The organism is Qipengyuania zhejiangensis, from assembly GCF_035607565.1.
GTDB classification, from domain to species: Bacteria; Pseudomonadota; Alphaproteobacteria; order Sphingomonadales; family Sphingomonadaceae; genus Qipengyuania; species Qipengyuania zhejiangensis.
Genome location: NZ_JAYKGO010000001.1, coordinates 895,727 through 919,122 on the forward strand (window position 1 = coordinate 895,727; position 23,396 = coordinate 919,122).

22 protein-coding genes are annotated in these 23,396 nt (G+C 62.4%); 13 read left to right on the top strand and 9 right to left on the bottom strand.

The window, feature by feature from the left end; genetic code table 11:
* Nucleotides 1-38: 38 nt before the first annotated feature.
* Together lepA and VR863_RS04310 are read left to right on the top strand one after the other, a co-directional pair.
* The gene (gene lepA, locus VR863_RS04305) at nt 39-1,856 is read left to right on the top strand and encodes a translation elongation factor 4 (protein WP_324827193.1); all 1,818 of its coding nucleotides are present in this window, start codon (nt 39-41) and stop codon (nt 1,854-1,856) included.
* 74 nt (nt 1,857-1,930) lie between these two features.
* Entirely contained in the window at nt 1,931-2,242 is a 312-nt protein-coding gene (locus VR863_RS04310; RefSeq protein WP_324827194.1) for a DUF6481 family protein, read from the top strand.
* Between the two features lie 113 nt (nt 2,243-2,355).
* Here VR863_RS04310 and VR863_RS04315 read toward each other — a convergent pair whose 3' ends face one another.
* The 3 genes from VR863_RS04315 to VR863_RS04325 form a co-directional block, all read right to left on the bottom strand.
* A complete protein-coding gene (locus VR863_RS04315) occupies nt 2,356-2,889 on the bottom strand; it encodes an SRPBCC family protein (RefSeq protein ID WP_324827195.1) in 534 nt (177 codons plus the stop codon).
* Between the two features lie 62 nt (nt 2,890-2,951).
* Nucleotides 2,952-4,217, bottom strand: a complete 1,266-nt coding sequence (locus VR863_RS04320; RefSeq protein ID WP_324827196.1) for a glutamate-5-semialdehyde dehydrogenase — start codon at nt 4,215-4,217, stop codon at nt 2,952-2,954.
* A 42-nt stretch (nt 4,218-4,259) separates the two neighbouring features.
* Nucleotides 4,260-5,027, bottom strand: coding sequence for a pyrroline-5-carboxylate reductase family protein (locus VR863_RS04325; RefSeq protein WP_324827197.1), 768 nt, complete (start codon nt 5,025-5,027; stop codon nt 4,260-4,262).
* A gap of 216 nt (nt 5,028-5,243) precedes the next feature.
* Between VR863_RS04325 and proB the strand changes: the two genes are divergently transcribed.
* The 4 genes from proB to VR863_RS04345 all read left to right on the top strand — a co-directional run bounded on the left by proB (nt 5,244) and on the right by VR863_RS04345 (nt 9,057).
* Nucleotides 5,244-6,386: a glutamate 5-kinase gene (proB, locus tag VR863_RS04330; protein ID WP_324827198.1), complete on the top strand. Its 1,143-nt coding sequence runs from the start codon at nt 5,244-5,246 to the stop codon at nt 6,384-6,386.
* Between the two features lie 221 nt (nt 6,387-6,607).
* On the top strand, nt 6,608-6,781 hold the full coding sequence (locus VR863_RS04335) for a DUF465 domain-containing protein (protein WP_324827199.1): 174 nt from the start codon (nt 6,608-6,610) through the stop codon (nt 6,779-6,781).
* A gap of 87 nt (nt 6,782-6,868) precedes the next feature.
* Nucleotides 6,869-8,062 (top strand): Na+/H+ antiporter NhaA, encoded by a 1,194-nt coding sequence (gene nhaA, locus VR863_RS04340; RefSeq protein ID WP_324827200.1) that lies wholly within the window; start codon nt 6,869-6,871, stop codon nt 8,060-8,062.
* Nucleotides 8,062-9,057 carry a TerC family protein gene (locus VR863_RS04345; RefSeq protein WP_324827570.1) on the top strand — a complete coding sequence of 332 codons (996 nt, stop codon included), beginning with the start codon at nt 8,062-8,064 and terminating at the stop codon, nt 9,055-9,057. Before nhaA ends, VR863_RS04345 begins: the two co-directional genes overlap by 1 nt.
* Before the next feature lie 24 nt (nt 9,058-9,081).
* Here the strand turns inward: VR863_RS04345 and VR863_RS04350 are convergent, their stop codons facing one another.
* Nucleotides 9,082-9,261: a Flp family type IVb pilin gene (locus VR863_RS04350; RefSeq protein ID WP_324827201.1), complete on the bottom strand. Its 180-nt coding sequence runs from the start codon at nt 9,259-9,261 to the stop codon at nt 9,082-9,084.
* 187 nt (nt 9,262-9,448) lie between these two features.
* Between VR863_RS04350 and VR863_RS04355 the strand changes: the two genes are divergently transcribed.
* Nucleotides 9,449-10,258, top strand: coding sequence for an outer membrane protein assembly factor BamD (locus VR863_RS04355; protein ID WP_324827202.1), 810 nt, complete (start codon nt 9,449-9,451; stop codon nt 10,256-10,258).
* 15 nt (nt 10,259-10,273) lie between these two features.
* On the opposite strand, the gene VR863_RS04360 is transcribed toward VR863_RS04355, so the two are convergent.
* Nucleotides 10,274-11,416, bottom strand: a complete 1,143-nt coding sequence (locus VR863_RS04360) for a GGDEF domain-containing protein (RefSeq protein ID WP_324827203.1) — start codon at nt 11,414-11,416, stop codon at nt 10,274-10,276.
* Between the two features lie 165 nt (nt 11,417-11,581).
* On the opposite strand from VR863_RS04360, the gene VR863_RS04365 reads away from it, so the two are divergent.
* The 5 genes from VR863_RS04365 to VR863_RS04385 all read left to right on the top strand — a co-directional run bounded on the left by VR863_RS04365 (nt 11,582) and on the right by VR863_RS04385 (nt 19,740).
* The gene (locus VR863_RS04365; RefSeq protein ID WP_324827204.1) at nt 11,582-13,627 is read left to right on the top strand and encodes a CapA family protein; all 2,046 of its coding nucleotides are present in this window, start codon (nt 11,582-11,584) and stop codon (nt 13,625-13,627) included.
* Between the two features lie 62 nt (nt 13,628-13,689).
* Nucleotides 13,690-15,354, top strand: coding sequence for a DNA repair protein RecN (gene recN, locus VR863_RS04370; protein WP_324827205.1), 1,665 nt, complete (start codon nt 13,690-13,692; stop codon nt 15,352-15,354).
* Between the two features lie 92 nt (nt 15,355-15,446).
* The gene (ligA, locus tag VR863_RS04375; RefSeq protein WP_324827206.1) at nt 15,447-17,528 is read left to right on the top strand and encodes an NAD-dependent DNA ligase LigA; all 2,082 of its coding nucleotides are present in this window, start codon (nt 15,447-15,449) and stop codon (nt 17,526-17,528) included.
* Nucleotides 17,529-17,699: 171 nt separating this feature from the next.
* Nucleotides 17,700-18,194 (top strand): CinA family protein, encoded by a 495-nt coding sequence (locus VR863_RS04380; protein WP_324827207.1) that lies wholly within the window; start codon nt 17,700-17,702, stop codon nt 18,192-18,194.
* A 187-nt stretch (nt 18,195-18,381) separates the two neighbouring features.
* Complete coding sequence (locus tag VR863_RS04385) at nt 18,382-19,740, top strand: FAD-binding protein (RefSeq protein ID WP_324827208.1); 1,359 nt, start codon at nt 18,382-18,384, stop codon at nt 19,738-19,740.
* On the opposite strand, the gene VR863_RS04390 is transcribed toward VR863_RS04385, so the two are convergent.
* Genes VR863_RS04390 through VR863_RS04405 form a run of 4 tightly spaced genes read right to left on the bottom strand, consistent with a single transcriptional unit; the run spans nt 19,737 to nt 22,903 of the window.
* Nucleotides 19,737-20,408 carry a TIGR02117 family protein gene (locus VR863_RS04390; protein WP_324827209.1) on the bottom strand — a complete coding sequence of 224 codons (672 nt, stop codon included), beginning with the start codon at nt 20,406-20,408 and terminating at the stop codon, nt 19,737-19,739. The two genes, VR863_RS04385 and VR863_RS04390, sit on opposite strands and share 4 nt — an antisense overlap.
* Nucleotides 20,405-21,307 carry a 50S ribosomal protein L11 methyltransferase gene (locus VR863_RS04395; protein ID WP_324827210.1) on the bottom strand — a complete coding sequence of 301 codons (903 nt, stop codon included), beginning with the start codon at nt 21,305-21,307 and terminating at the stop codon, nt 20,405-20,407. Before VR863_RS04395 ends, VR863_RS04390 begins: the two co-directional genes overlap by 4 nt.
* Nucleotides 21,304-22,203 carry a subclass B3 metallo-beta-lactamase gene (bla, locus tag VR863_RS04400; RefSeq protein WP_324827211.1) on the bottom strand — a complete coding sequence of 300 codons (900 nt, stop codon included), beginning with the start codon at nt 22,201-22,203 and terminating at the stop codon, nt 21,304-21,306. The genes VR863_RS04395 and bla overlap by 4 nt, the downstream gene beginning before the upstream one ends.
* A complete protein-coding gene (locus VR863_RS04405) occupies nt 22,193-22,903 on the bottom strand; it encodes an SDR family NAD(P)-dependent oxidoreductase (protein WP_324827212.1) in 711 nt (236 codons plus the stop codon). Before VR863_RS04405 ends, bla begins: the two co-directional genes overlap by 11 nt.
* A 107-nt stretch (nt 22,904-23,010) precedes the next feature.
* Between VR863_RS04405 and sdhC the strand changes: the two genes are divergently transcribed.
* On the top strand, nt 23,011-23,391 hold the full coding sequence (gene sdhC, locus VR863_RS04410) for a succinate dehydrogenase, cytochrome b556 subunit (RefSeq protein WP_324827213.1): 381 nt from the start codon (nt 23,011-23,013) through the stop codon (nt 23,389-23,391).
* Nucleotides 23,392-23,396 lie beyond the last annotated feature (5 nt).

Here is a 23,396-nt window from a genome sequence, read left to right on the forward strand (position 1 = left end):
GCTGACAGCACCGCCACACGCGGCTATTGGCGCGGGCGATGACTGATCTTTCAAAAATCCGCAATTTTTCGATTATCGCGCACATCGATCACGGGAAGAGCACGCTTGCCGACCGTTTGATCCAGCATTGCGGTGGCCTGACCGAACGCGAGATGTCCGAACAAGTTCTTGATAACATGGATATCGAGAAAGAGCGCGGCATCACCATCAAGGCGCAGACCGTGCGCCTGAACTACACCGCAAAAGACGGCGAAACCTACGAGCTGAACCTCATGGACACGCCCGGCCACGTCGACTTCGCCTACGAAGTCAGCCGCAGCCTCGCCGCGTGCGAAGGCGCGCTGCTGGTGGTTGACGCCGCTCAGGGCGTGGAAGCGCAGACGCTGGCCAATGTTTACCAGTCGATCGAGCACGATCACGAGATCGTTCCGGTCATCAACAAGATCGACCTGCCCGCCGCCGAACCCGAGAAGGTCAAGGCCGAGATCGAGGACATCATCGGTCTGGACGCGTCCGACGCGGTGCTGACTTCGGCCAAGGCCGGCATCGGCATCGAGGAAACGCTCGAGGCGCTTGTCGCGCGCATTCCCCCACCCAAGGGCGACCGCGACGCACCGCTGAAGGCCATGCTGATCGACAGCTGGTACGATCCCTACCTCGGCGTGGTCATCCTCGTGCGGGTGATCGACGGGGTCATCCAGAAGGGGCTGAACGTCAAGTTCATGCAGGGCGGCACCCAGCACCTGATCGATCGCGTGGGCTGTTTTACCCCCAAGCGCACCGATTTACCCGAACTCGGCCCTGGCGAGATCGGCTTCATCACCGCGCAGATCAAGGAAGTCGAACAGGCCAAGGTCGGCGATACCATCACCACGGTGAAGGGCGGGGCGACCGCCGCGCTGCCCGGCTACAAGGAAGTGCAGCCGGTGGTGTTCTGCGGCCTGTTCCCGGTCGACGCCGCCGATTTCGAGAAGCTGCGCGAATCCATTGGCAAACTGCGGCTGAACGACGCAAGTTTCAGCTACGAAATGGAAAGCTCCGCCGCGCTGGGTTTCGGCTTTCGCGCCGGCTTCCTTGGCTTGTTGCACCTGGAGATCATCCAGGAACGCCTGAGCCGCGAATACGACCTCGACCTGATCACCACGGCCCCGTCGGTGGTTTACCGCGTCCACCTCGGCCACACGAAGAACGAAGATGCCAAGGTGATCGACATTCACAACCCCGCCGACTGGCCGGACGTGAACCGGATCGAGACCATCGAGGAACCGTGGATCAAGGCGGTGATCTACACGCCGGACGAATACCTCGGATCGATCCTCAAGCTGTGCCAGGATCGGCGCGGCATCCAGATCGACCTCACCTATGTTGGCGGCCGTGCGCAGGTGACCTATGAATTGCCGCTCAACGAAGTGGTGTTCGATTTTTACGACCGGCTGAAATCCATCAGCCGCGGCTACGCCAGCTTCGATTACGAACAGATCGGCAATCGCGAAGGCGATCTGGTGAAGATGAATATCCTCGTAAACGCCGAACCGGTCGATGCGCTGTCGCTGATCGTTCACCGCAACGTGGCGGAAGAACGCGGCCGCGGAATGTGCGAACGCCTCAAGGATCTGATCCCGCGGCACCTGTTCAAGATCCCGATCCAGGCTGCGATCGGCGGCAAGGTGATCGCCCGCGAAACCATTGCCGCCCTGCGCAAGGACGTGACGGCCAAATGCTATGGCGGCGATATCTCGCGAAAGAAGAAGCTGCTCGAAAAGCAGAAAAAGGGTAAGGCGCGTATGCGCGAGTATGGCAACGTGAGCATTCCGCAGGAAGCGTTCATCGCCGCCCTGCGTATGGGCGAGGAGTAAATCTCCACCTGCTCGCGCTGCCCAGTAATTCCTGTCGGACCCCGTCCGGCCAACCAGAAACGACACAGTTGAACATGGCTTTTTTCAAACAACCCACCTTTCAGGAACGCACCGAATTGGCCCAGAAGGCCCGCGAGAAAGCCCTGAAGAAGCTGGCTGCAAGGCCGCCCGTGGACCCGGAAGTTCTGGCGGAACGCAAGAAGGTCCAGCTCGCCCGAGAAGCGGCCGCTGCCGAAAAGAGCAAGGCCCGCAAGGAAGCGATTTTGCAGGCCAAGGCGGACAAGCTGGCTGCCGCGAAGGCCGCTGCCGTGCCCGAGCCGACCGAAGCGGAACTGAAGGCCGCGCGCGACGAGAAGTACGCCGCCCGCAAGGCGCGCAAGAAGTAACGCGCCAAATTCGTATACTCGGATTATCCTGACGAAAATCGGCACCGGACGGTTCACGGGGAATGCGCCGAGTTCATGGCGGCGGCTGTCTCGAAGGCGCTGCGGCATCCCGCTCAGCGGAACTGTTGCGCCTCGACTTCCCGCACGGCCGCTACGCCTTTTTCGGCGTGAAGCTTGAGCTTTTCGACGGCGTTGTTGCAGCCCATGGCCATCATAATGACGTGGTCCTGGTGATCGCTCATGGGTAGGGGCTCATCGAACTGTGCCTCCACCAATAAGGTGACGAGGCATCGAGCGCCGTCCTGCTGCGGTTGTATGGTCCAGCGCTCTTCGGTCCACTGCATCGCTCCCTGCTGTGGTTCCGCAACGCTGCGATACGAATAGCATAAGGGGGCGGTGGCTTCGGTAACCGTCTCGAGGAAAGTTGCATCGGGCATCTGGGCGATGACGAGCTTCCAGATTTCCGGATTAGAAGAAACCTGCTCGACGCTATGGCCCAACTCGCGTTTTGCGTTGGTCGGGCTGGCAAAGTCGATCAGGCTGTAAATTCGCTCAGCCGGGGTGGCGATCTCGATTTCGAAATCGAATGTTACAGGACCCTCTGGCGCCATTTCTGGCTGCATCATTTTCCTGATCCAACCGAACATTCGCGCATCCTCCCGTTACCTGCGGGAAGGTGCGCGAATGGTAGGGTTTGGTCAAGAACCGATCAGGGCCGGATCTGGCCGGTGCCGTGTACCATGTATTTGAAACTGCACAGTTGTTCGAGTCCGACTGGGCCGCGAGCGTGCATCTTGCCGGTCGCGATCCCAATCTCTGCGCCCATGCCGAATTCGCCGCCATCGGCGAACTGCGTGCTGGCGTTGTGCATGACGATGGCGCTGTCGATGCTGGTCATGAAGCGGCGGGCTGCCGCATCGTCTTCGGCCATGATCGCATCGGTGTGGTGCGAACTGTGTTCGTCGACCCAGGCGATGGCTTCGTCCAGGCCCGCGACGATTTTCACCGAGGCGATGGGATCGAGATACTCGGTATTCCAGTCCTCCTCGCTTGCCGGAACGATCCGCGCGTCGATCGCGGCTGCTTCCGCATCGCCGCGCAATTCGCAATCGCCCGCCATGATGTCCGCAAGTTTCGGCACGACACTGTTCGCAATCGAACGGTCGATCACCACGCTTTCGGTCGCACCGCACACGCCTGTGCGGCGCAGTTTGGCGTTGCGGATGATGGCTACGGCCTTGTCGATATCGGCGCTTTCGTGGACGTAACTGTGGCAGTTGCCGTCGAGGTGGAGGAGGGTGGGGACCTTCGCCTTGTCGCGCACCAGTTCGACCAGGCCGCGTCCGCCGCGCGGAATGACCAGGTCGACGTGTTCCACCGCTTCGAGCAGCGCGGCAACGGCAGCGCGATCGGGTGTCTGAATGGTTTGCACGGCGTTGCGGGGCAGGCCGGCGGCGGCCAGCCCGGCCTGCATGCATTCCACGATCACACGCGTGGAGTGCCGGCTTTCCGATCCGCCGCGCAGGATGACGGCGTTGCCCGACTTCAGGCACAGCGCGCTGGCATCGGCACCCACATTGGGGCGCGATTCGTAAATCATGCCGATCACACCGATCGGTACGGCGACCCGTTCGATGTTCAGGCCGTTGGGCCGTTCGAATGTGGCCAGTACGCGCCCGACGGGATCGGGCAGGGCAGCGATGTCCTCGAGCGCGCTCGCCATGCCCTCGATGCGGTCATCGGTCAGGCGCAGGCGATCGATAAAGCTTTCGGGCTTGCTCCCTGCCACGCTGGCGACATCGGCATCGTTGGCTTCGATCAGTTCTGCCGAACGCGCGCGCAGGGCCTTTGCCGCTTCGAGCAGGGCGGTGTTCTTCGCATCGGTTCCGGCCGTGGCCAGCCCGCGCGCCGCTTCGCGGGCGCGCTTGCCAAGTTCGTGAACGTGAATCTGCGGGTCGAGTGTCTGGTCGGTCATGTGTTTCTCTTGAATTCGTATGGTTGCAGGCAGGAAGCGCGATCACCGCAGCTCGACCGCCCGATTGTACGCGGCTTCGAGCGTTTCGCGAAGCCGCTGTGAAAGCGCACCGTCGCCGTTAAGCGCGGCGAGGCCGGCGGCCGTGGTGCCGCCCTTGCTGGTTACCGAGTTGCGCAATTCCTCAAGCGCCGGCGCGTCCGGTTCGAGCGCCATCGCGATTGCGCCTTCGAGGGTGCCGAGCACTATGGCGCGCGCATCGTCGGGAGAAAAGCCCATGCCCTCGGCAGCTTCGACATAGGCGCGGGCGAGTTCAAACACGTATCCGGGCCCGGATCCGGCCACCGCTGTAACCTTGTCGATCTGGTCTTCCGTTTCCACCGTGACGCAGGTTCCGGTGCGGCCCATCATGGCGACGGCGTGGGCAAGCGGGGGTCCGTCCGCGCCGGGTCCGGCGCAAACCCCGCTGACGCCCTTGCCGACCGCTGCGGGAAGGTTGGGCATAACGCGGATCACGGGCACACCGCCTGCAAGGCGCGAAAGGCGATCGATGGAACAGCCCGCTGCAATCGAGAGGACGTAGCCACCCGCGGCCAGCATCGCGGCGTAGTCAGGCAGAATGTCATCGATCATCTGCGGCTTGATCGCCACGATGATGATGTCAAACCTTTCGTCTGCAAGGTCCGCACGTTCGCGCACGAGGCGCGCACCGGAGGGCGCCGTCTCCAATGCAGGATCGACAATGGTGAACTGTTCTTCACCATCCATCCAATGGCCAAGAAGAGCGCCGCCCATCTTGCCACAACCGATCATCAAGACTTTAGAATACGTAATGTTTTACCTCGTCATTATTTCGAAGATATTCCTAAACCGGTAAGAGTTTTTGAATATTGCGATGGCTAGCGCCAGTTCCGAATTTAATTTTGTGCATACCTAAGCCGGAAAAAATTCATCCGCTAGCTGTTGTGCAGTGCACAATGATTACCTACACTCCGGAGCACGAATTTCAACCCATGCGGATAGTTAAAAGTGATCGACAAGCGAAACATTGTTATCAAAATCGGCTCTGCGTTGCTCGCCAACCAGGACCTCCTGACCCCCCGGTTCGGCTTTTTGCAGCGCCTGATGGAAGATGTCACGCGCTTGCGCGCCGAAGGGCACGACGTGATCCTGTGTTCGTCCGGTTCGGTGGCCCTTGGCCTGCGCATCGTGGGCGAGACGCCCGAGACGGCCGGCGTCAGTGACAAGCAGGCCGCCGCAGCCTGCGGGATGCCCTTGCTCCTCAACGCCTACAAGCAGGTCGGCCACGAATTCGGGCTCGAAATCGCCCAGGTCCTGCTGACGCTTGACGATTTCGAGGACCATCGGCGGTTCCTCAACACGCGGAACACGGTTCATCGTCTGCTGGAAGCCGGTGTCATCCCGATCATAAACGAAAACGATTCCATCACGACCGAGGAGATACGCGTGGGCGACAACGATCGTCTCGCGGCGAAGGTCGCACAGATGATCGGCGCCAAGGATCTGATCATCCTTACGGGTGTCGATGGTCTGTACGACCGCAATCCTGACGATCCGGACGCCCGGTTCGTGCCGGAAGTGGATGACGTATCCGAATATATGGCCGCAACGCAGGGCAAGAGCACTCTGGGCACCGGCGGCATGGCCACCAAGCTTCAGGCTGCAAACATGGCACAGGAAGCTGGGTGCACGACCTGGATTGCGCAGGGCGAAGCCGACCGGCCGCTGTCCAGCGTTCTCTCGGGTGAACGGCGCGCGACGCGGATTATTGCCAACCCCAACCCGCGATCGGGGTGGGATAGCTGGATTACCAACCGGTTGCAGATGGCTGGGAGCCTTTGCGTTTCCAATGCGGTGGCCGATGCACTGGACGGGGGTGCACGTTCCGTGCGGCGCGAAGACGTGATTTCCATGGATGGCGATTTTACCCGCGGCGACGTGCTGCATATCTACGACGGGAAAGGTATCGAACGCGCACGCGGATTGAGCGATTTCACGTCGGAGGAAATCCGGGTTCTCACCAACAATCCGGACACCGCGGCCGAGCAATTGCTGGGTTACCGGACGCGGGGCGAAATCATCCGCAGCGCGAACCTCGTTCCGCTGGATACGCGCCATCTGCTGTGGGATGCGCCAGAAGCGATCGCCTGATCTGCAAAAAATATTCTCGAAAGCTTGAAACCGGATCGATCCTGTCGTATTTAACTCATGCGGACCGGGCCCCTCTGGCGCGCGTTTTTTAAAACGCTCGTGATGTCGGACCGCATCGGACATGCCGATGCGTGCTGGTGGGCCCCTTCCTTCCCCTCCCAACCCAGCCTTCCGGCCCATCGGCTGTCCGATCGACTCTAGCCTCGATCATGGAGACTACGATGACGGCCCGTATTTTCAGACTGACCCAGATCCATCAACGGATCGACGAACGGCTGCGCCTTGAAAGCCGGCTCAGGCAACCCGACTGGCTCGCGGTTGTGCAGCTCAAGAAGATGAAGCTGCGCGTCAAGGATGCGTTGCACCGGTTGCAGGAACGCGGCCGGACCGCCTGACACGCACCCCCCAGGTCGCGGCGGTCCGTAGCCCCCATCTCGGCACCGCCGCGACCACCTTTGCCTTCCAGAATTGCGAGATTTCAAATGGTCCGGACCATCGCCCCGATGCTGCGCGATTTCCTTCAGAAAGAAAGCGCAGGCGGGATCGTCCTGATCGTCGCCGCCGCGTTGGCGATGGTGGTTGCGAACAGTCCGTATTCTTCGGCCTACGGCGCCTGGCTGGACGTTCCCGTCGTGGCGGGGGTCGGATCGTTCGTGATCGACAAGCCCCTGCTGCTTTGGATCAACGACGGTCTGATGGCGGTGTTCTTCTTCCTTGTCGGCCTCGAGGTGAAACGCGAAGTCCTCGATGGCCAGTTGTCGAGCTGGGACAAGGCTTCCTTGCCCCTAGTGGCGGCAATTGGCGGGATGGCGATCCCCGCGCTTATCTATTTGGGCATCAACGCTGGTTCCCCGATGAACCAGGCTGGATGGGCGATTCCTGCGGCGACCGACATCGCGTTTGCCCTGGGCATTCTGGCGCTGCTCGGCCCTCGGGTGCCGGTCGCTTTGAAGGCGTTGCTACTGGCGATCGCGGTGATCGACGATATCGGTGCCATCGCGATTATCGCACTCTTCTATTCGGGCAATATCGACACCGGAATGCTGGGCGCTGGCGCCGCGGCGCTGCTGGCGCTGGCGGCGATTGGCCGGATGCGTGTGGCATCGAGCATCCCTTATATCCTTCTTTCGATCCTGTTGTGGGTTTTCGTGCTCAAGTCCGGCGTCCATGCGACGCTGGCAGGCGTTGCGGCGGCGATCTGTGTGCCCATGCAGGCGCGAGGGGGCGCGCGCCCGCTTGAGCGTATGGAGCACGCGCTGCACCCGTGGGTCGCTTTCCTGGTGATCCCGATCTTCGGTTTTGCGAACGCGGGCGTTTCCCTTGCCGGTATCGAGCCGTCCGCCTTGCTCGACCCCCTGCCTATGGGGATCGCGCTGGGTCTGTTGCTGGGCAAACAGGCGGGTATTTTCGGGTTTGCGTTCGTGGCGGTGAAATCGGGTCTGGCGCAGCTTCCCGAAGACGTCAGCTGGCGGATGCTCCACGGACTTTCGCTGCTGGCGGCGATCGGCTTCACCATGAGCCTCTTCATCGGAAACCTGGCCTTTGCCGATGCGGCGCAGGTCGATGCGGTGAAGCTGGGTGTCCTGGCCGGGTCCACCGTCGCCGCTCTTGTCGGTTTCATCCTTATCAAGACTTCGCTGCGGGATGCAGCACCTGTTGAAAGCTCTCTCACATGATTGAATTTCTGACTGCCGACTGGCTCGGCACGCCTGCGTGGTTCTGGGCAGCGTTTCTCTCGATCGTCGTTATCCTTACGATTTTCGATCTTGGTGTGCTGCACAAGGAAGATCGCGAGATGGGGATTGCCGAAAGCCTGAAACTTTCGGCGTTCTACATCGGCGTCGCCATGCTGTTCGGCGCCTGGGTATGGTTTGAACGCGGCCCTGACGCGGGGATGCAGTATTACACCGGCTTCTTCATCGAAAAGGCGCTGTCGATCGACAATGTCTTCGTGATCAGCCTGATCTTCAGCTATTTCGCGATCCCGGCGAAATTCCAGTACCGGGCGCTGTTGTGGGGCATCATGGCGGTGATCGTGCTGCGCGGACTGATGATCGCGGGCGGCGCGGCCTTGCTGGCCGAGGCGTACTGGGTACTCTACATCTTTGCCGCGTTCCTGATCGTGACGGGCATCAAGATGTTCTTCGCCGGCGATGCGCCGATGGATGTCGGCAACAATCCGGTCGTGCGATGGATTTCACGTCACATGCGCGTGACGACCGATCAGCACGGGCAGCATTTCTTCGTCAAGGTGAAGGATGAAAAGACGGGCCGTATGGTCCGCGCTGCCACGCCCCTGTTCCTCGCGCTGGTGGTGATCAACCTTGCCGACCTGGTGTTCGCGCTGGACAGCGTGCCGGCCATCTTCGCCATCACGACCGATACGTTCATCGTCTACACGTCGAACATCTTTGCGATCCTTGGGCTTCGGGCGCTGTATTTCGCGCTGGCGGCCATGGTTCACCGCTTCCATTACCTCAAATACGCGCTCGCCGCGGTGCTGGTGTTTATCGGATCGAAGATTTTCGTGAGCGATTTTCTGCTGGCAGGAGGCAAGATGCCAGCCTGGATCAGCCTGGGCGTTACCGCCGCGCTGATCGCGGGCGGGGTGCTCTATTCGCTATGGAAGACGCGCGGCGAACCCGAAGCGGACTGGCCCGCCGTGCAATGATCACCGAACAGGTCGGAGGCCCGATCAGGCGGCGACGTTGCCCGCGCTCATCGTGGTCCCGACCTTGTTCATCGTGGTCGAAAGCTCGTTACCGAGAGCCTGCAGCGCAGTGATTGCTGCCACGGCGATCAGGGCCACGATAAGCCCGTACTCGATGGCCGTCGCACCGCGCTGGTCCTTCGCAAGTTGGGTCAGAAAAGTCATGCAACTGCCGTCCTGTTCCTTGGCGTATGGATAAGCAGGGCTATCGTGCCGCGGTTAGCGCCCGATTGACGGCAATGGTTAACGGGCAGGGGGCATGGACGAAACGGCCAGCCATGCGGCACGCACGGGGGACAGGATGTCGAACTTCACTTGGCGTTCATCGGGGCGCTGTCTATAGGCTGCGCCCATGACCACGTCTTCGCACTCCAAGAGCAAGCTCTTCCTCGCCGCGGCTGTAGCCGGTGCCAGTCTTCTCACCGCCGGTTGTGCGGGCCGTTCGGGCGGAGACGATCTCAAGAACACCGCCTATGTCGCCCGCGATGTGGAATCGCTTTACGCCGAAGCGAAGCGGCGGCTCGATCGGGGCTCCCCGGTCATGGCCGCGGCCCTGTTCGACGAAGTTGAGCGGCAGCACCCCTATTCGCCTTGGGCCCGCCGCGCCCAGTTGATGAGCGCCTTCAGCTATTACGTGGCTGCCGATTACAACAAGGCGATCCAGTCTTCCCAGCGTTTCCTGTCGATCCATCCGGGCAACAAGGACGCGCCATACGCCTATTACCTGATCGCGCTCAGCTATTACGAGCAGATCAGCGATGTGCAGCGTGACCAGAAGATCACCGAACAGGCGCTTACCGCGCTGAACGAAGTGAATCGCCGTTTCCCGACCACGCAATACGCATCCGATGCACGTTTGAAGATCGATCTCGTGCAGGATCACCTGGCTGGCAAGGAAATGGAAATCGGCCGTTATTACGAACGGTCTGGTCGCTGGATTGCGGCGCAGATCCGTTTCCAGAACGTGGTGGAAAATTTTCAGACCACCAGCCATGCGGCCGAAGCGCTGTATCGCCTTACCGAAACCAGCCTGGCGCTGGGTGTCCCGGCCGAAGCGGTTAAATACACTGCGGTCCTGGGCGCCAACTATCCCGGCAGCAAATGGTACGACAAGGCATACGACCTGGTGGAGAAGCACGCCGCCGGCACGACCGCCAGCTAAGCATACCAGCGCCGGTCAGCCGACCCGTCGATCCTCTCGGACGGCGGTAGTGCCCGCTGGTCCCAGATCATCGCCGCTCGCGACCCGGTTGCGGCCGTCGCGTTTGGCGGCATAGAGCGCGCGGTCTGCGCGTGAATACAGTCCGTTCCAGTCCGCTTCGCTCGTGACATGGGCCTGCGCCACGCCGATGCTGGCGGTTACCTGTTCGTCGTGCGGCATCATCGCGTTGCGAATTTCTCCCAGCACCTGCAGCGCAATGGCCGGGTCGAGAACGGTACACGAGCCGAGGATGGCGAACTCCTCGCCCCCCAGGCGCGCAAGCACGATCGAACCGCGCGCGTGCCGGGCAAGGATGGTTGAGAAAGCCTGCAGGATCGTGTCCCCGACATCGTGGCCGAAGCGGTCGTTGATCGATTTGAACCGGTCTATGTCGACAACCATCAGGCGCACCGTCTCGCCCGCCTTCGCGAAGTTAGCGAAATCTTCCATCAGCGCGCGACGGTTGGGAATGCCCGTCAAGGGATCGGTCCGCGCCAGTTCGCGCGACCGCTGCCGCTCCACGACCAGTTCTATCAGCAGTTTCTGCTGGCGGCCCAGCATGACGAGCTGGAACGACATGGCGATCAGCAGCATCGGGGCCAGAAGCATGTCCATGCGGTTTCCGGCCAGAAGCAGGGTCAGCGAAATCGGCAAAATGGTCACGGCCAGCGTGCCGATGGCCGCGGCGCGGATCGCACTGAGGCAATATCCCATGGTGAGCGCGCCCAACGCCAATGTGGCGGGGAAATATATCTTCTGCTCCGGCGGTGCAGAAAACCAGGCTGTCAGGCACCAGAGACTTCCGAGGGCCGCAATAAACGTGCTGACCTTCCAGCCATGCGCGACGAGCCTTTGGACCTCGTTGAGAGGGGTATCCTGGTCGATATGTTCGCGAAGAAATATCAGACCGAACACACACAAGGCGAGCACGGCTGCGGGTAGGCCGTAGGTAACGAATTTGCCCGCCCCGGCTGGCGCGGAAAGTATCACGAACGGAAGGCTGGCAATGAAACCCGTAAACATGAGCGTCGCCTGTCCGCGCATATGGCGGGCCGTCAGACGTGCGAAATCGTCCCGCACATGGGCAGGGACCTTGGGGAGCAGAAAGCCTTGGATCACGCTAAGAACCGTCACGCGCTTTACGTAACAAAAAAAGGATAACCGACCGTTTACGTGGGCTTTCCGGCTTATATTGCATGTCCCGAAAACAGTATTCGCGGGCCGAAGCGCGCCAGTAGTCCGGTATTAACTCTATTTTCGGGTCGCACCGGTAAGGCGGGCGCCATGGTCGGCAAAACATTCCAGCGCATTGTCGCGGGCACCTTGATGCTTCTCGCTGCGCCGGTAGGGGCGCATCCTGACGATGCGCTCGTCGGCGGCGCGCACGCCGGGCCGGGCGAGGTCCTGATTTCCGGCTTGCTCGACGGCCGCCGAGACAAAGTGGATTTCACCCGCGTGACGGTGGCCATCAACGGCCAGGCCGCGCCCGTTGACGGCAGCGGCCATTTTTCCGTCTCGATGCCCGTTGCGCACTATTACCGCGTCGATATCGCGGGGGAGGGCGTCTTCGCCATGGTGCAGACGTTCGGTAATTCCGAACTTCGAGACGCGGGATGCGGATGCCTTTCGATTCCCGCGATTGAACTGGTCGCGCGCAAAAAGGGCCGCGTCGAGTTGTTCTTCGGCGGGGACAGCATGGCCGGGCGGCGGTATTTTTCCGCGCCGCGCGGCGAACAGGCGGTTCTCGACAAGGTCACGCTGGAGAGCGATCTCGACCGGCTGTTCACCGCGATAAAGCCTTATATCGAAACCAGCGACCTTGCTTCGATCAATCTTGAATCGGTGGTTGCAGAAACCCAGCCGGGACCGCCCGCGCCCAAGAAATACCTGTTCTTTTCGCCTCCGGAATTGCCTCAGGCGCTGGCCCGGGCTGGCATCGACCATGTCAGCCTCGGCAACAACCACACCGCCGATTATCGCGACGCCGGTATGCGAACCACGCTGGATGCGTTGAACGCGGCAGGGGTTGCCTATGCTGGAGGTGGAATGGACGTGGCAGAAGCGGAACGCGCCGCGCGGTTCGACCTGTCGGGACAGAAGATCGGCATATTCGGGTTTGTGGGCTGGCGCGGCACATGGACGCCCAACCAAACGGCGACCGAAAGCAAGGCCGGTGCGGCGTGGGGCAAGCGAAGCGATGTCGAACGCGTGACCATGCGCGAAAGGCGGGCAGGGTATCTTCCGATCATGCATTTCCACGGCAACATGGAATACGCCGATCGGCCATCCGAAATGTCGATTCCGCGGTTTCGCGCGGCAATCGAAAAGGGCGCGCCGCTGGTCATCGGTCACCACCCGCACGTGACCCACGGGCTGGAAATCTACCGCGGCGGATTGATTGCTCATTCACTTGGCAACTTCCTGTTCGATCAGGAACACCCACACACGCACGTGACGTATGTGCTCAAGGTCTGGCTCGAAAAGGGCAAGTTCCTCCGCGCCGAGGTGATACCGATCCAGATGCTCGATTATCGTCCGGTTCCGGCGACAGGGGGGATGCGCGAAGCGTCGCTGCGGCGGATAAACTGGTTGTCGAGCGAGATGGGCACGATGCTGGTGCGAAGCGGCGGGCACGCCGTGGTCTGGCGCGACCAGAAAGGCGCCCAGTCGCCCGGCTGCAGAACACCGTCGGACTTTCGTCTTGCCGAACTGGCTCCGGCCTGCACCAGCGAGTCCATCCAGTACGGCCGCAACCTCATTCCGCGCGGCGACTTTGAGAACACCAGGGTCCACGAGGCGAGCGACCGGTTCTGGATGGCGCTCAACGCGTCGGTCGATTTCCGTTCGAGCGACGATGGCGAAGGCTACATGGCGCTATTGCCTGAAAGCGGGGGCAAGGCTGCCTACCTCTATTCGCGATCCTACATCCGCGATGTGGAGGCGGCCCACTTCACGCTGAAGGCGCGCATCCGCGTCCCGCGCGGCAGCACGCTGGAGGTCATCGTCAAGGATCGCCCCGCCGACGGGGCCGAGCCGACCTCCTCGATACGCGGAGAAGTGGTTGCCTCGCACAGGCTGGCCGGGGGATCGTGGCAGGACATCTCCATTCCGTTCGAGCGGCCCGCAGAAAGCACCGGCGCCGCGCGCGCCTATCGCCTGATCCTGCGCATAGCGTTCGACGATCCATCGCAGGCCGGTGAACGCACAATCGAGATTGACGACGTGGCCCTAGTCGAATGGCCGCGAGGCCCCGCTCAGGCCGATCCGCACCAGGCGTGGCGTTGGACCCATGCACGTAGGGTGGACGGGTCGCCTTCGCTCGCCAAGTAATGCACACCCGATCAGAACGGGAACAGTGACGCGCGCCATCGGCTGCGCTAGGTATGCGCGCGATGCTAACCCGGCTGGCCATCCGCAACATCGTGTTGATCGAGGCGCTCGAGCTTGATTTCGGGCGCGGGCTTGGCGTGTTGACCGGCGAAACCGGGGCCGGCAAATCGATCCTTCTCGATGCACTCGGCCTCGTGCTTGGCAACCGCGCCGACAGCGGATTGGTGCGCGGGGGTGCAGAAAAGGCCAGCGTGACCGCCAGCTTCGAATTCGCCGTCCTGCCGCCGGCGCTCGAAGCGGTTCTCGACGATGCGGACATCGAAGTGGAGGAGGGCGAGCCGCTGATTCTGCGCCGCCAGTTGAAACCCGATGGCAAGAGCAAGGCTTTCGTAAACGATCAGCCCGTCAGCGTCGGGTTGCTGCGCGAAATGGCCGGTTTCCTCGTGGAATTGCATGGTCAGCACGACGATCGCGGTTTGGTGAACCCGCGCGGTCACCGCACTCTGCTCGACCGGTTCGCCGGGGCGGAAGGCGCGCGCGTTGCCGATGCATACGGCAAATGGCGCGAGACGGAGCAACGGCTGGCACAGGCGCGCGGCGCGTTGGACCAGGCAAAGCTCGATCAGGACCTGCTGCTGGCCCACCTTGCCGAATTGACGGCGCTCGAACCGCAGGCGGGCGAAGAAGCGCGCCTCGCCGAAACCCGTGCCATGATGCAGAAGGGCGAGAAGATCTCCGGCGATCTGGAGGATCTCCGCCACATCTGGGAAGGGTCCGATTCGCCGCTCGCCAGCCTGCGGGTTGCCGCGCGTCGGCTTGACCGTATTGCTCCTGAACACCCGCTGCTTGCCGAAGCGCTCGCCGCGCTCGATCGCGCGGTGATCGAAGCCGGTGAAGCAGAGGACAAGTTGCAGGCCGCCGCAGAAGCACTGGTGCACGATCCGCAGGCGCTCGATGCGGCGGAAACGCGCCTGTTCGAACTGCGCGCACTTGCCCGCAAGCACCGCTGCGAAGTCGATGAGCTTCCCGACACCATGCGCGAAATGCGCGCCGCGCTCGAAAGCATCGAAGGCGGGGAGGCGGAACTCGATGCGCTCGAGGCCGCGGCCCGCGATACCGGCCAACGGTACCGTGCGGAGGCCGAGGCGCTCCACGCGAACCGGGTTGCCGCGGCGTTGCGGCTCGACGAAGCCGTTGCACGGGAACTCGGCCCGTTGAAGCTCGATGCCGCGCGTTTCCGTACGGCGGTGACTGAGCTGCCCGAAGAACGCTGGGGCGCGCATGGGATGGACAGCGTCGAATTCCTTATCGCCACGAACCCCGGTGCCGATTTTGCTCCACTCGCCAAGATTGCCAGTGGCGGCGAATTGTCGCGCTTCATCCTCGCGCTGAAGGTAGCGCTGGCGGAACAGGGCGGGGCAGCCACGGTCATTTTCGACGAAATCGACCGGGGCGTCGGCGGCGCGGTGGCCAGCGCAATCGGCGAACGCCTGGCTAGACTGGCGAGCGACGGACAATTGCTGGCGGTCACGCATAGCCCGCAGGTCGCGGCGCGCGGCAACACGCATTACATGATTGCCAAATCTTCCGAAGGCACGGTCACGCGCACCGGCGTGGTGCTGCTGGACGAAGGCGGTCGGCAGGAAGAAATCGCCCGCATGTTGAGCGGCGCGGAAGTCACACCGGAGGCGCGGGCGCAGGCGGACCGGTTGCTCGAAGGGGTGTAGCCTTCGCCGGCCCCGGTGCTGTTCGTTCGCGATCGGCGAACCGCGCGCCACCAGCACTTTTCCCGCTGGCTACGCTGGGGCATAGCGCGGGGATGGGAATCGAACCGAACGCTCCTCTGGACCTGTCAGAAGCCGAAGCCGCCAACGAACTGATGCGGCTGGCGAAACAGATCGCGCATCACGACCGGCTGTATCATGCCGAAGATTCGCCCGAGATTACCGATCCGGAATACGATGCGCTGGTCCGCCGCAACGCCGCGCTCGAAGCGGCTTTCCCCCATCTGGTCCGAGAAGACTCGCCCTCGCGCAAGGTGGGCCATGCCATCGCCGCTTCGCCGCTGAGCAAGGTGCGGCACGAGGTCCGTATGATGAGCCTCGACAACGCCTTTTCCAGCGAGGACGTGATCGAATGGGTCGCCCGGGTGCGGCGGTTTCTCGCGCTGGACGATAGCGCACCGATCGGGTTTACCGCCGAAGACAAGATCGACGGCCTGTCCTGTTCGCTGCGATACGAAAACGGCACGCTGGTGCGCGCCGCCACGCGGGGCGATGGACAAGTGGGCGAGGATGTCACCCCGAACGTGCAGCATATCGCCGATATACCGCAGCAATTGGCCGCCATCGACCCGCCCGAGGTATTCGAGGTGCGCGGCGAAGTATACATGGAAAAACAGGCCTTTGCTGCGCTCAATGCTGCACAACAGGAAGCGGACGGGAAACTGTTCGCGAACCCCCGGAATGCCGCTGCGGGTTCGTTGCGGCAGAAGGACGCCAGCGTAACCGCGAAGCGGCCGTTGCGGTTCTGGGCGCATGGGTGGGGTGCGGCATCCCGGATGCCCGGTGAAACGCAGAACGCGGTGATGGAGGCTCTGCGCCAATGGGGCTTCCCGGTATCGCCGCTTTTTGCGCGCGTCGACAGTCTGGAAGGGCTGCTGGCCCGGTATGAAGCGATCGGGAAGGCCCGGGCGGACCTGCCGTATGAAATCGACGGTGTCGTCTACAAGGTGGATCGGCTCGACTACCAGCAAAGGCTGGGCTTCGTCGCCAAGGCACCGCGCTGGGCGCTGGCGCACAAGTTTCCGGCTGAGCGCGCTGAAACGACCCTGGAAAGCATCGACATCCAGGTTGGCCGCACGGGCAAGCTGACGCCCGTGGGCCGGCTCGCCCCGGTGCTGGTCGGCGGTGTGACCGTGACCAATGTGACGCTTCACAACCGCGATGAAATCGCGCGCCTGGGCGTCCGGCCGGGCGACCGCGTCGTCATCCAGCGTGCGGGCGATGTTATTCCACAGGTTGTGGATAACCTTACGCGCGAGATCGAGCGCGAGCCCTACATTTTTCCCGCCACCTGCCCTGAGTGCGGCAGCGAAGCGGTGGCCGAGGATGGCGAGGTCGATGTGCGTTGCACCGGCGGTCTCATCTGTCCGGCGCAACGTACGGAAAGACTTAAGCATTTTGTCAGCCGCGGGGCGCTGGACATCGATGGCCTGGGTGAAAAAACCATCGACCAGTTCTTCGCTCTTGGCTGGCTTGAAAGCCCGGCTGACATCTTCCGTCTGAAGGACCGCCGCGACGCCATTCTCGCGCTCGATGGATGGCAGGACCGCTCTGTGGAAAAGCTGTTGGAAAGTATCGAGGCGCGCCGCGAACCCGATGCTGCGCGACTGCTCTTCGGCCTCGGCATTCGCCATGTCGGCGCGGTGACGGCGCGCGATCTGATGAAGCATTTCCACGAACTTCCCGCGCTTCGCAAAACGGCGGAACGTGCCCGTGACCGAGACGAGGATGCCGCCGCATCGCTGACGGCAATCGACGGTATCGGGTCGGCCGTGGTGGAGGCGCTGGGTGACTTCTTTCATGAAGATCATAACACGGCGGTGTGGGACGATCTTCTGGGCCAGATCCACCCGCCACGATACGAAATCGAAACGCTCGACAGCCCGGTCGCGGGCAAGATCGTGGTGTTCACCGGCAAGCTGGAAACCATGAGTCGCGACGAAGCCAAGGCGCAGGCCGAACGTCTGGGTGCGAAGGCCAGCGGTTCGGTCAGCACGAAGACCGATCTGGTGGTTGCCGGCCCCGGCGCGGGTAGCAAACTCAAGAAGGCCGCGGAGATGGGCATAGAGGTGATCGACGAGGCTGCCTGGGCCGAAATCGTGAGAGAAGCCGGGTGATGCCCAATTCTCCTTTCGCTGTGGCCGGGTTTCGAACCCAGCGATCCATGCCGCGGACCACCACGGTGACAGGGCGATACGTATGGTGCGCAATGATCGGTCGGACAATTTGACCGAGAAGAAAATCGGCGCGATCAGAACCAATCTCGCACGTAATTCCAGGCAAGCCATATGACCCTCGCACCATTTCACCCCTACGCGCTCCGCATCGCCGAACGGCTTCGTGACCGCGGTGAAAAGGTGGCTGTTGCCGATGGCGCGACCGGCGGTTTGATCGCTGCTTCGCTGCTCACCGTGCCAGGTGCGCTGGACTTCTTCGTAGGTGGGGGGGTGGTCTATTCGCTGCGGGCCCGCGACGTGTTGTTCGATCTGCCGCACGAGGCATACCGGGGAATGCGTGGAGCAAGCGCCGACTATGCACTGCTCCAGGCACGGGCGATCCGGGACAATTTCCACGCCGAATGGGGCATAGCCGAAAGCGGATCGGTCGGCGGGTCGACCCATCCCAGCGGCGCGCCTGCGGGGCGCAGTTGCACAGCGGTGGTGGGGCCGGACGGTCTGGAGCGCGTGCACATGACCGAAACGGGCAGTGACGACCGGCTGGCCAATATGCAGGACTTCACGCTTGCCGCGCTGCAAGCGTTCGAGGCCGCACTGTCGCCCTGATCCCCCTGTCGTATTCTTCCTCGCTTCCGGCGTGATCGCAGGGTAGGGCAGCGCCAGGTTTTTCGGGGGGAAAACAACCATGCTTCAGGAAATTCGCCACGCGAGACGGCGCCGCGCCCTTACCAAAGCGGAGGGCGGGGAGGGCAAGCGAAAGCTGTATTCCTGGATACACGTGTTTCGCGGAGAAGTGGACGCACTTATTCCGAAGGACGAAGCCAAGCTGGCGGCTGACATCGCGCAGGGCCACTATTGCTGCGTAGGTCAATCGCACTCCTACAACGGGGTGCAGCTGGTCCCCGGCACCAACGCGATGATGATGCGCGAAGGGGGGCTGGACCGGCTAGATTACGATCCGGGCACGGGCATCGCGACCGTGGGGGCATCCGTCTCTATCGAGCAGCTCAAGCGGTTCCTGCTGCAACACAAGCGCCGACTGATCAATTCGGGCAACTACATGAAGCAGACGGTGGTTGGCGCGCTGGCTACCGGCACACACGGGTTCGGCGATCGAGCGGTAATGGCCGACGCCGTGACGCAAGTGGTCTTCCTCGACGGAGCGGGAAGGCGGGTAACGCTGGATCGCGGCGATCCCGGCTTTGCCCATATTGCCCTGTCGTTCGGTACCATTGCGCCGATCGTGGAATTGTCGATGGAAACGGTGCCGGTCGAAGCGTTCGTTTCGACCAGTCACGTATCGCGGTTGTCGAAACTGGAACAGCTGAAGAAGGGCACCGTTGCCGCGAACTGGATCGTTCTGCCCTATTCCAACCTGGATGATCCGGTGATGATGCTGCACACGCTGGCACCGTGTGCGCAGGCGGAACGCCATGCCGATCGCAAGCCGAAATGGTTTTCTCCCGGCTTCCTCGCCAAGCTCATCATCGGCCATTACCAGAAACTCGATCGCTTCCTTCCCAAGCTGCGTCGCCCGCTACAGCGATTTGTCGACCGGCTCGATGTTACCCAGCGCACGCAGATACAAACCGATCCCGAGGATCTGGATTACCTTTACGATCCCAAGCCGGGCCTGTCGTCGGAACGCGCGCCAGACATTCTTCGCGGCATGTTCTCGACGACCTATACGGGTTACAATCTGGCGTTCTTTGTTCCGTTGGAAAAAGCGCAGGCGGTGGTGCGGTTCATCATGCGCGAGGCGGACGATCTGCGCGATCTGGGCTTTTTCCTCAAAGGCATCATCAGCGTGCGCGAATTGCCCGGCACTTCTGATCTGGTGTTCGCAGCCAACCACAAGCAGCCGATGGCGGCGATCGACCTGTTTGCCGATCCGCGCGACTATGCCTGGCTGGAGCGTCTGCAATGCCAGGTCATGCAATACGAACCGGCAACGCGCCCGCACTTTGGCAAGAGCGCGATGCTGCCGACGTTCCGGTCGGCCTTGGGTGAGGAGGAGCTCGCAACGCTGATGGATCTTCATCGCCGTCACTATCCGCAGGGAAACCTGATGTTCAGCGAGCGGGTGCGGGCGTTCCTGGGTGTGGGCAGACCCTTGGCAAGCGAAGCCGTTGCGATGGCGAAACTGGCTTAACCGCAACTTTCGGGCACCCATTTCATCACCCCGCCGGGCAGCGGGGTCCACAGTCCAGTCCTGATTCCGGCTTCGGCCAGGGTGTCGCTGGTCCACTGGTTGCAGGTGTTGCCAAGATGATAGGTGCCCGGCGCGGCGTAGAACACGTCGAACGAACCGTAACCGGCGAAGGACCGGCGCGCGCGCGGGTCTGCCACCTGCCGTTCAATGGCCGCGACAAGCGCATCGTATTGTGCGGCCGTGACCCGAAGCGTGCGGATATCGTTGGCCGGGGCAGGGCGCACGTAGTGGGCCACATGCAGAAGACCTTCACTGCCGATCGCGGCGTTGAATGCGCTGGAAGGTCTGAGGTCGGCCCAGGTGGGCGTTTCGAGGAAGACGGCCCGTTCGCCCCAGCTAACCGACACATGGGTATAGGGCGGGCTGTCATCGGCCAGGTCCTGTACGGGAAAGTCACCACGCCAATCTTTTTGCGGGGTGACCAGCGGCATGACGATGGCCGTGTGAATGCCGTTCGTCTCGACCATGATCTCCACGCCGGAATCCGGCTCGCGCCAGTCCGGATTTCGTGGAATGGAACTTCCTATCCATGCGCTCAGCGGGAACGCGACGGAAAGCGCGGCCACGCCGCCGATTGTCAAGGTCAGCGCACGCTGCCAGCGGTTCACCGGACGCGGCTCTTGCGCAACCACAGGATCGACCAGTCGCCGTTCACAAGGCGCCGCGCAAGGCGGAAACCCTGGCGGCGATAGGCGCGCCGCACGCGGGCTTCCTGCGTTTCGAGCAGTCCCGCCAGCAGAAGGTTTCCGCCTCGTGCGGTCGCTTCGCCAAATTCAGGTGCCAGCTCCACCAAGGGGCCAGCCAGGATATTGGCGATGAACAGGTCGTAGGGGCCGCGCGCCTGCAGCAATGGATCGGCCATGCCGTCTGCGACAACCATCGTCAGCGCGTTCGGCCCAGCGCCTATCGCAATGGCGTTCAGCGCCGCATTGTCCGCGACGACACCCGAACAGACGGGATCGATATCCGACGCCGTCGCCCGGGCATGAGGCCACAGATGCATGGCCGCAAAGGCAAGCAGGCCAGTCCCCGTACCGATGTCGGCGATATCGCGGGCCACCACGCCTTCGCGCTTCATCAGATCAAGCATCGCGAGGCAGCCGGCCGTTGTCGCATGTTGCCCGGTGCCGAATGCCTGGCTGGCCGGGATCACGAAATCGACCTTGCCCTCGGACATGCGATGATCGGGGGTGCGAACGTGGAAGCGGCCCGCATCGATCGGATCGACGCCCTTCTGGCTTTCGGTAACCCAATCGGTTTCGGGCAACTTCTGCGCGCTAAGGGCAGGCGGCTGTCCTTCGAACAGCGCCGCGACGCGGCGGATATCGTCGGCCTTGGGCTTGCGGTCGAGATACACCTCCACCGTCCAGTCGTCCGGCAGATGGTCGGCAACTTCCATGCCCGTCACCACCCATTCCACGGGCCAGTCCATCGCTTCGTCATGGGCGACCAGCGCGGCGCGCGCGCGATCCTTCGAAACTTCGGCAACGATTTTCCAGGCGGTCATTTGGCGGCTTCTTCTGCCAGGCGTTTGTCGAGGCGCGCGGTCACATTCTCGGCATATGCACGGCACCCGTTTGCATCCACGAGACCGGCTGTGCCGAGCAATCGGTCCCGCAATTTCGCCGAACCCGGATGCGGCGCCAGAACGATGTCGCATTCGCTCGCCGCGAGATCGGCGATGCCCTGGCGAAAAGCCGCAAGGTAAGCAGGATGGTCAGAGAAACGGTAGTCGTCCGAACTGATCGGGTTCATGCTGTCGGCATAGACGATCCATTTGCAGTCGCCACCTTCGCACTCCTGCCAGCGCCAGCTCAAGGCACCCGGCGTATGGCCAGGGGTGAAGATCGGTGTGAAGCGCCAGGCCTTGCTGGTTTCCGCCATTTCGGGATCGATAATATCAATCGGCACTGTGACAGGTGGGAAGGGCGGATGACCCGATCCAGCCTGGGGATCGCCGTCCCCCGGTACGCCTGAAGACAGCACCTGCGATGCGGCGTTCGTGGTGACGATTGCCGCACCGGTTGCCGCCTGCATCCGGGCGATCCCGCCAATATGGTCGAAATGCTCATGGCTCATCAGAATGGTCGTCACATCCTCTGGCTCAAAGCCGAGCTGGCGGATGTTTTTCAGGACAATCTGCGCGCCCTTGTCGGTCCCGGTATCGATCAGCGTATGACCTTTGGGGTCTGCCACCAATATCGCTGAAATGCCGCATGTGCCGACGTAGTATGTCTCGCCGTAGATTCGATACGGTGGGCCGGGTTTGTCCCACTCGTCGAAATCCTCACAACTCTGGGCCCAGGCGTGCTGCGCCGCCGCAGGGTCGGGCAGGGGCGGTGTTGCGGAAGTTGTGCAGGCCGCAAGGATTCCCACAGCCAGGAACGGCACCTTATCGAACATAGCTGGCCCCGTTGGCGTCGAGCGTTGCTCCGGTCATCGAGGGCGGGGCGTCCAGCGCACAAAATTCGATGATCTTCGCTATTTCTTCCGGCTGGGCCACGCGGCCAAGAGGGATATCGGCCAACAGGCCCGCGCCGCCACGGCTGGCGAGATAATCCCCCGCCATGGCCGTGTCGGTGAAGCCGGGCGTGATCGCATAGCTGAGGATGCCGTCGCCCGCATATTGCCTTGCGATGGTCTTGTGCATGGCCAGCATCCCGCCCTTTGCGGCAGCGTAATGCCAGTGTGCCGGCGAATCGCCGCGATGGCCGGCACGGCTGGCCACGTGCACGATGCGGCCCCCGACACCGCGTTCCTGCCAATGGCGCACGGCGAAACGCGACAGCTGTGCCGCTGCCGTCAGATTGATGCGGAGCGTGTCCTCCCACGCGTCCAGCCAGGCGATGTCCGAACTGTCCAGCGGGTTAGCCGCAAACAGGCCCGCGTTGTTGACCAGCACATCGATGACGCCCCCTGCGCGGGCCAGCGCCGCTTCCCACAATTCCTGCGGCGCACCGGGTTCGGTGAAATCCGCCGGGACGATGTCCACGGTGCTGCTGGAGGTGGCCTGGCCGATAACGCGCGCCCCGCGCGCCTCGAGCGCCAGCTTGGCTGCCGCGCCGATCCCGCGCGATGCGCCGGTGAGAAGAATGCATGTCATGCATCACGCTATTCGAAAATTTGCGCGCTTTGTCGAGGCCGCCGTCCTTGCACGTCGCGCCAGCTTCGCTAAGTGGGGCGCAAAGAAGCAGTCAACGGACGAACAACATGGCCAACCGCCCGATCTCACCGCACCTGCAAATATGGAAGTGGGGCCCGCACATGGCGGTATCCATTCTCCACCGTATCACCGGGGACGGTTTGGCGGTTGTCGGGCTGGGCGTATTGCTCTGGTGGCTGGGCGCGATGGCGGGCGGACCGGCAAGTTACGCGACCTTCAGCGATTTCATGGCCACGCCGCTGGGTACGATCGTACTGATCGGCCTTTCATGGGCGTTCTTCACCCACATGATGAGCGGGCTGCGCCACTTCGTGCTCGACATCGGTGCCGGCTACGAACTCAACACCAACAAGACCTGGTCCATCCTTGCGCCGGTCATCGCAATCCTTCTCACGATCGCCCTGTGGGCGTTCATCCTGCTTCGCTGAGGACA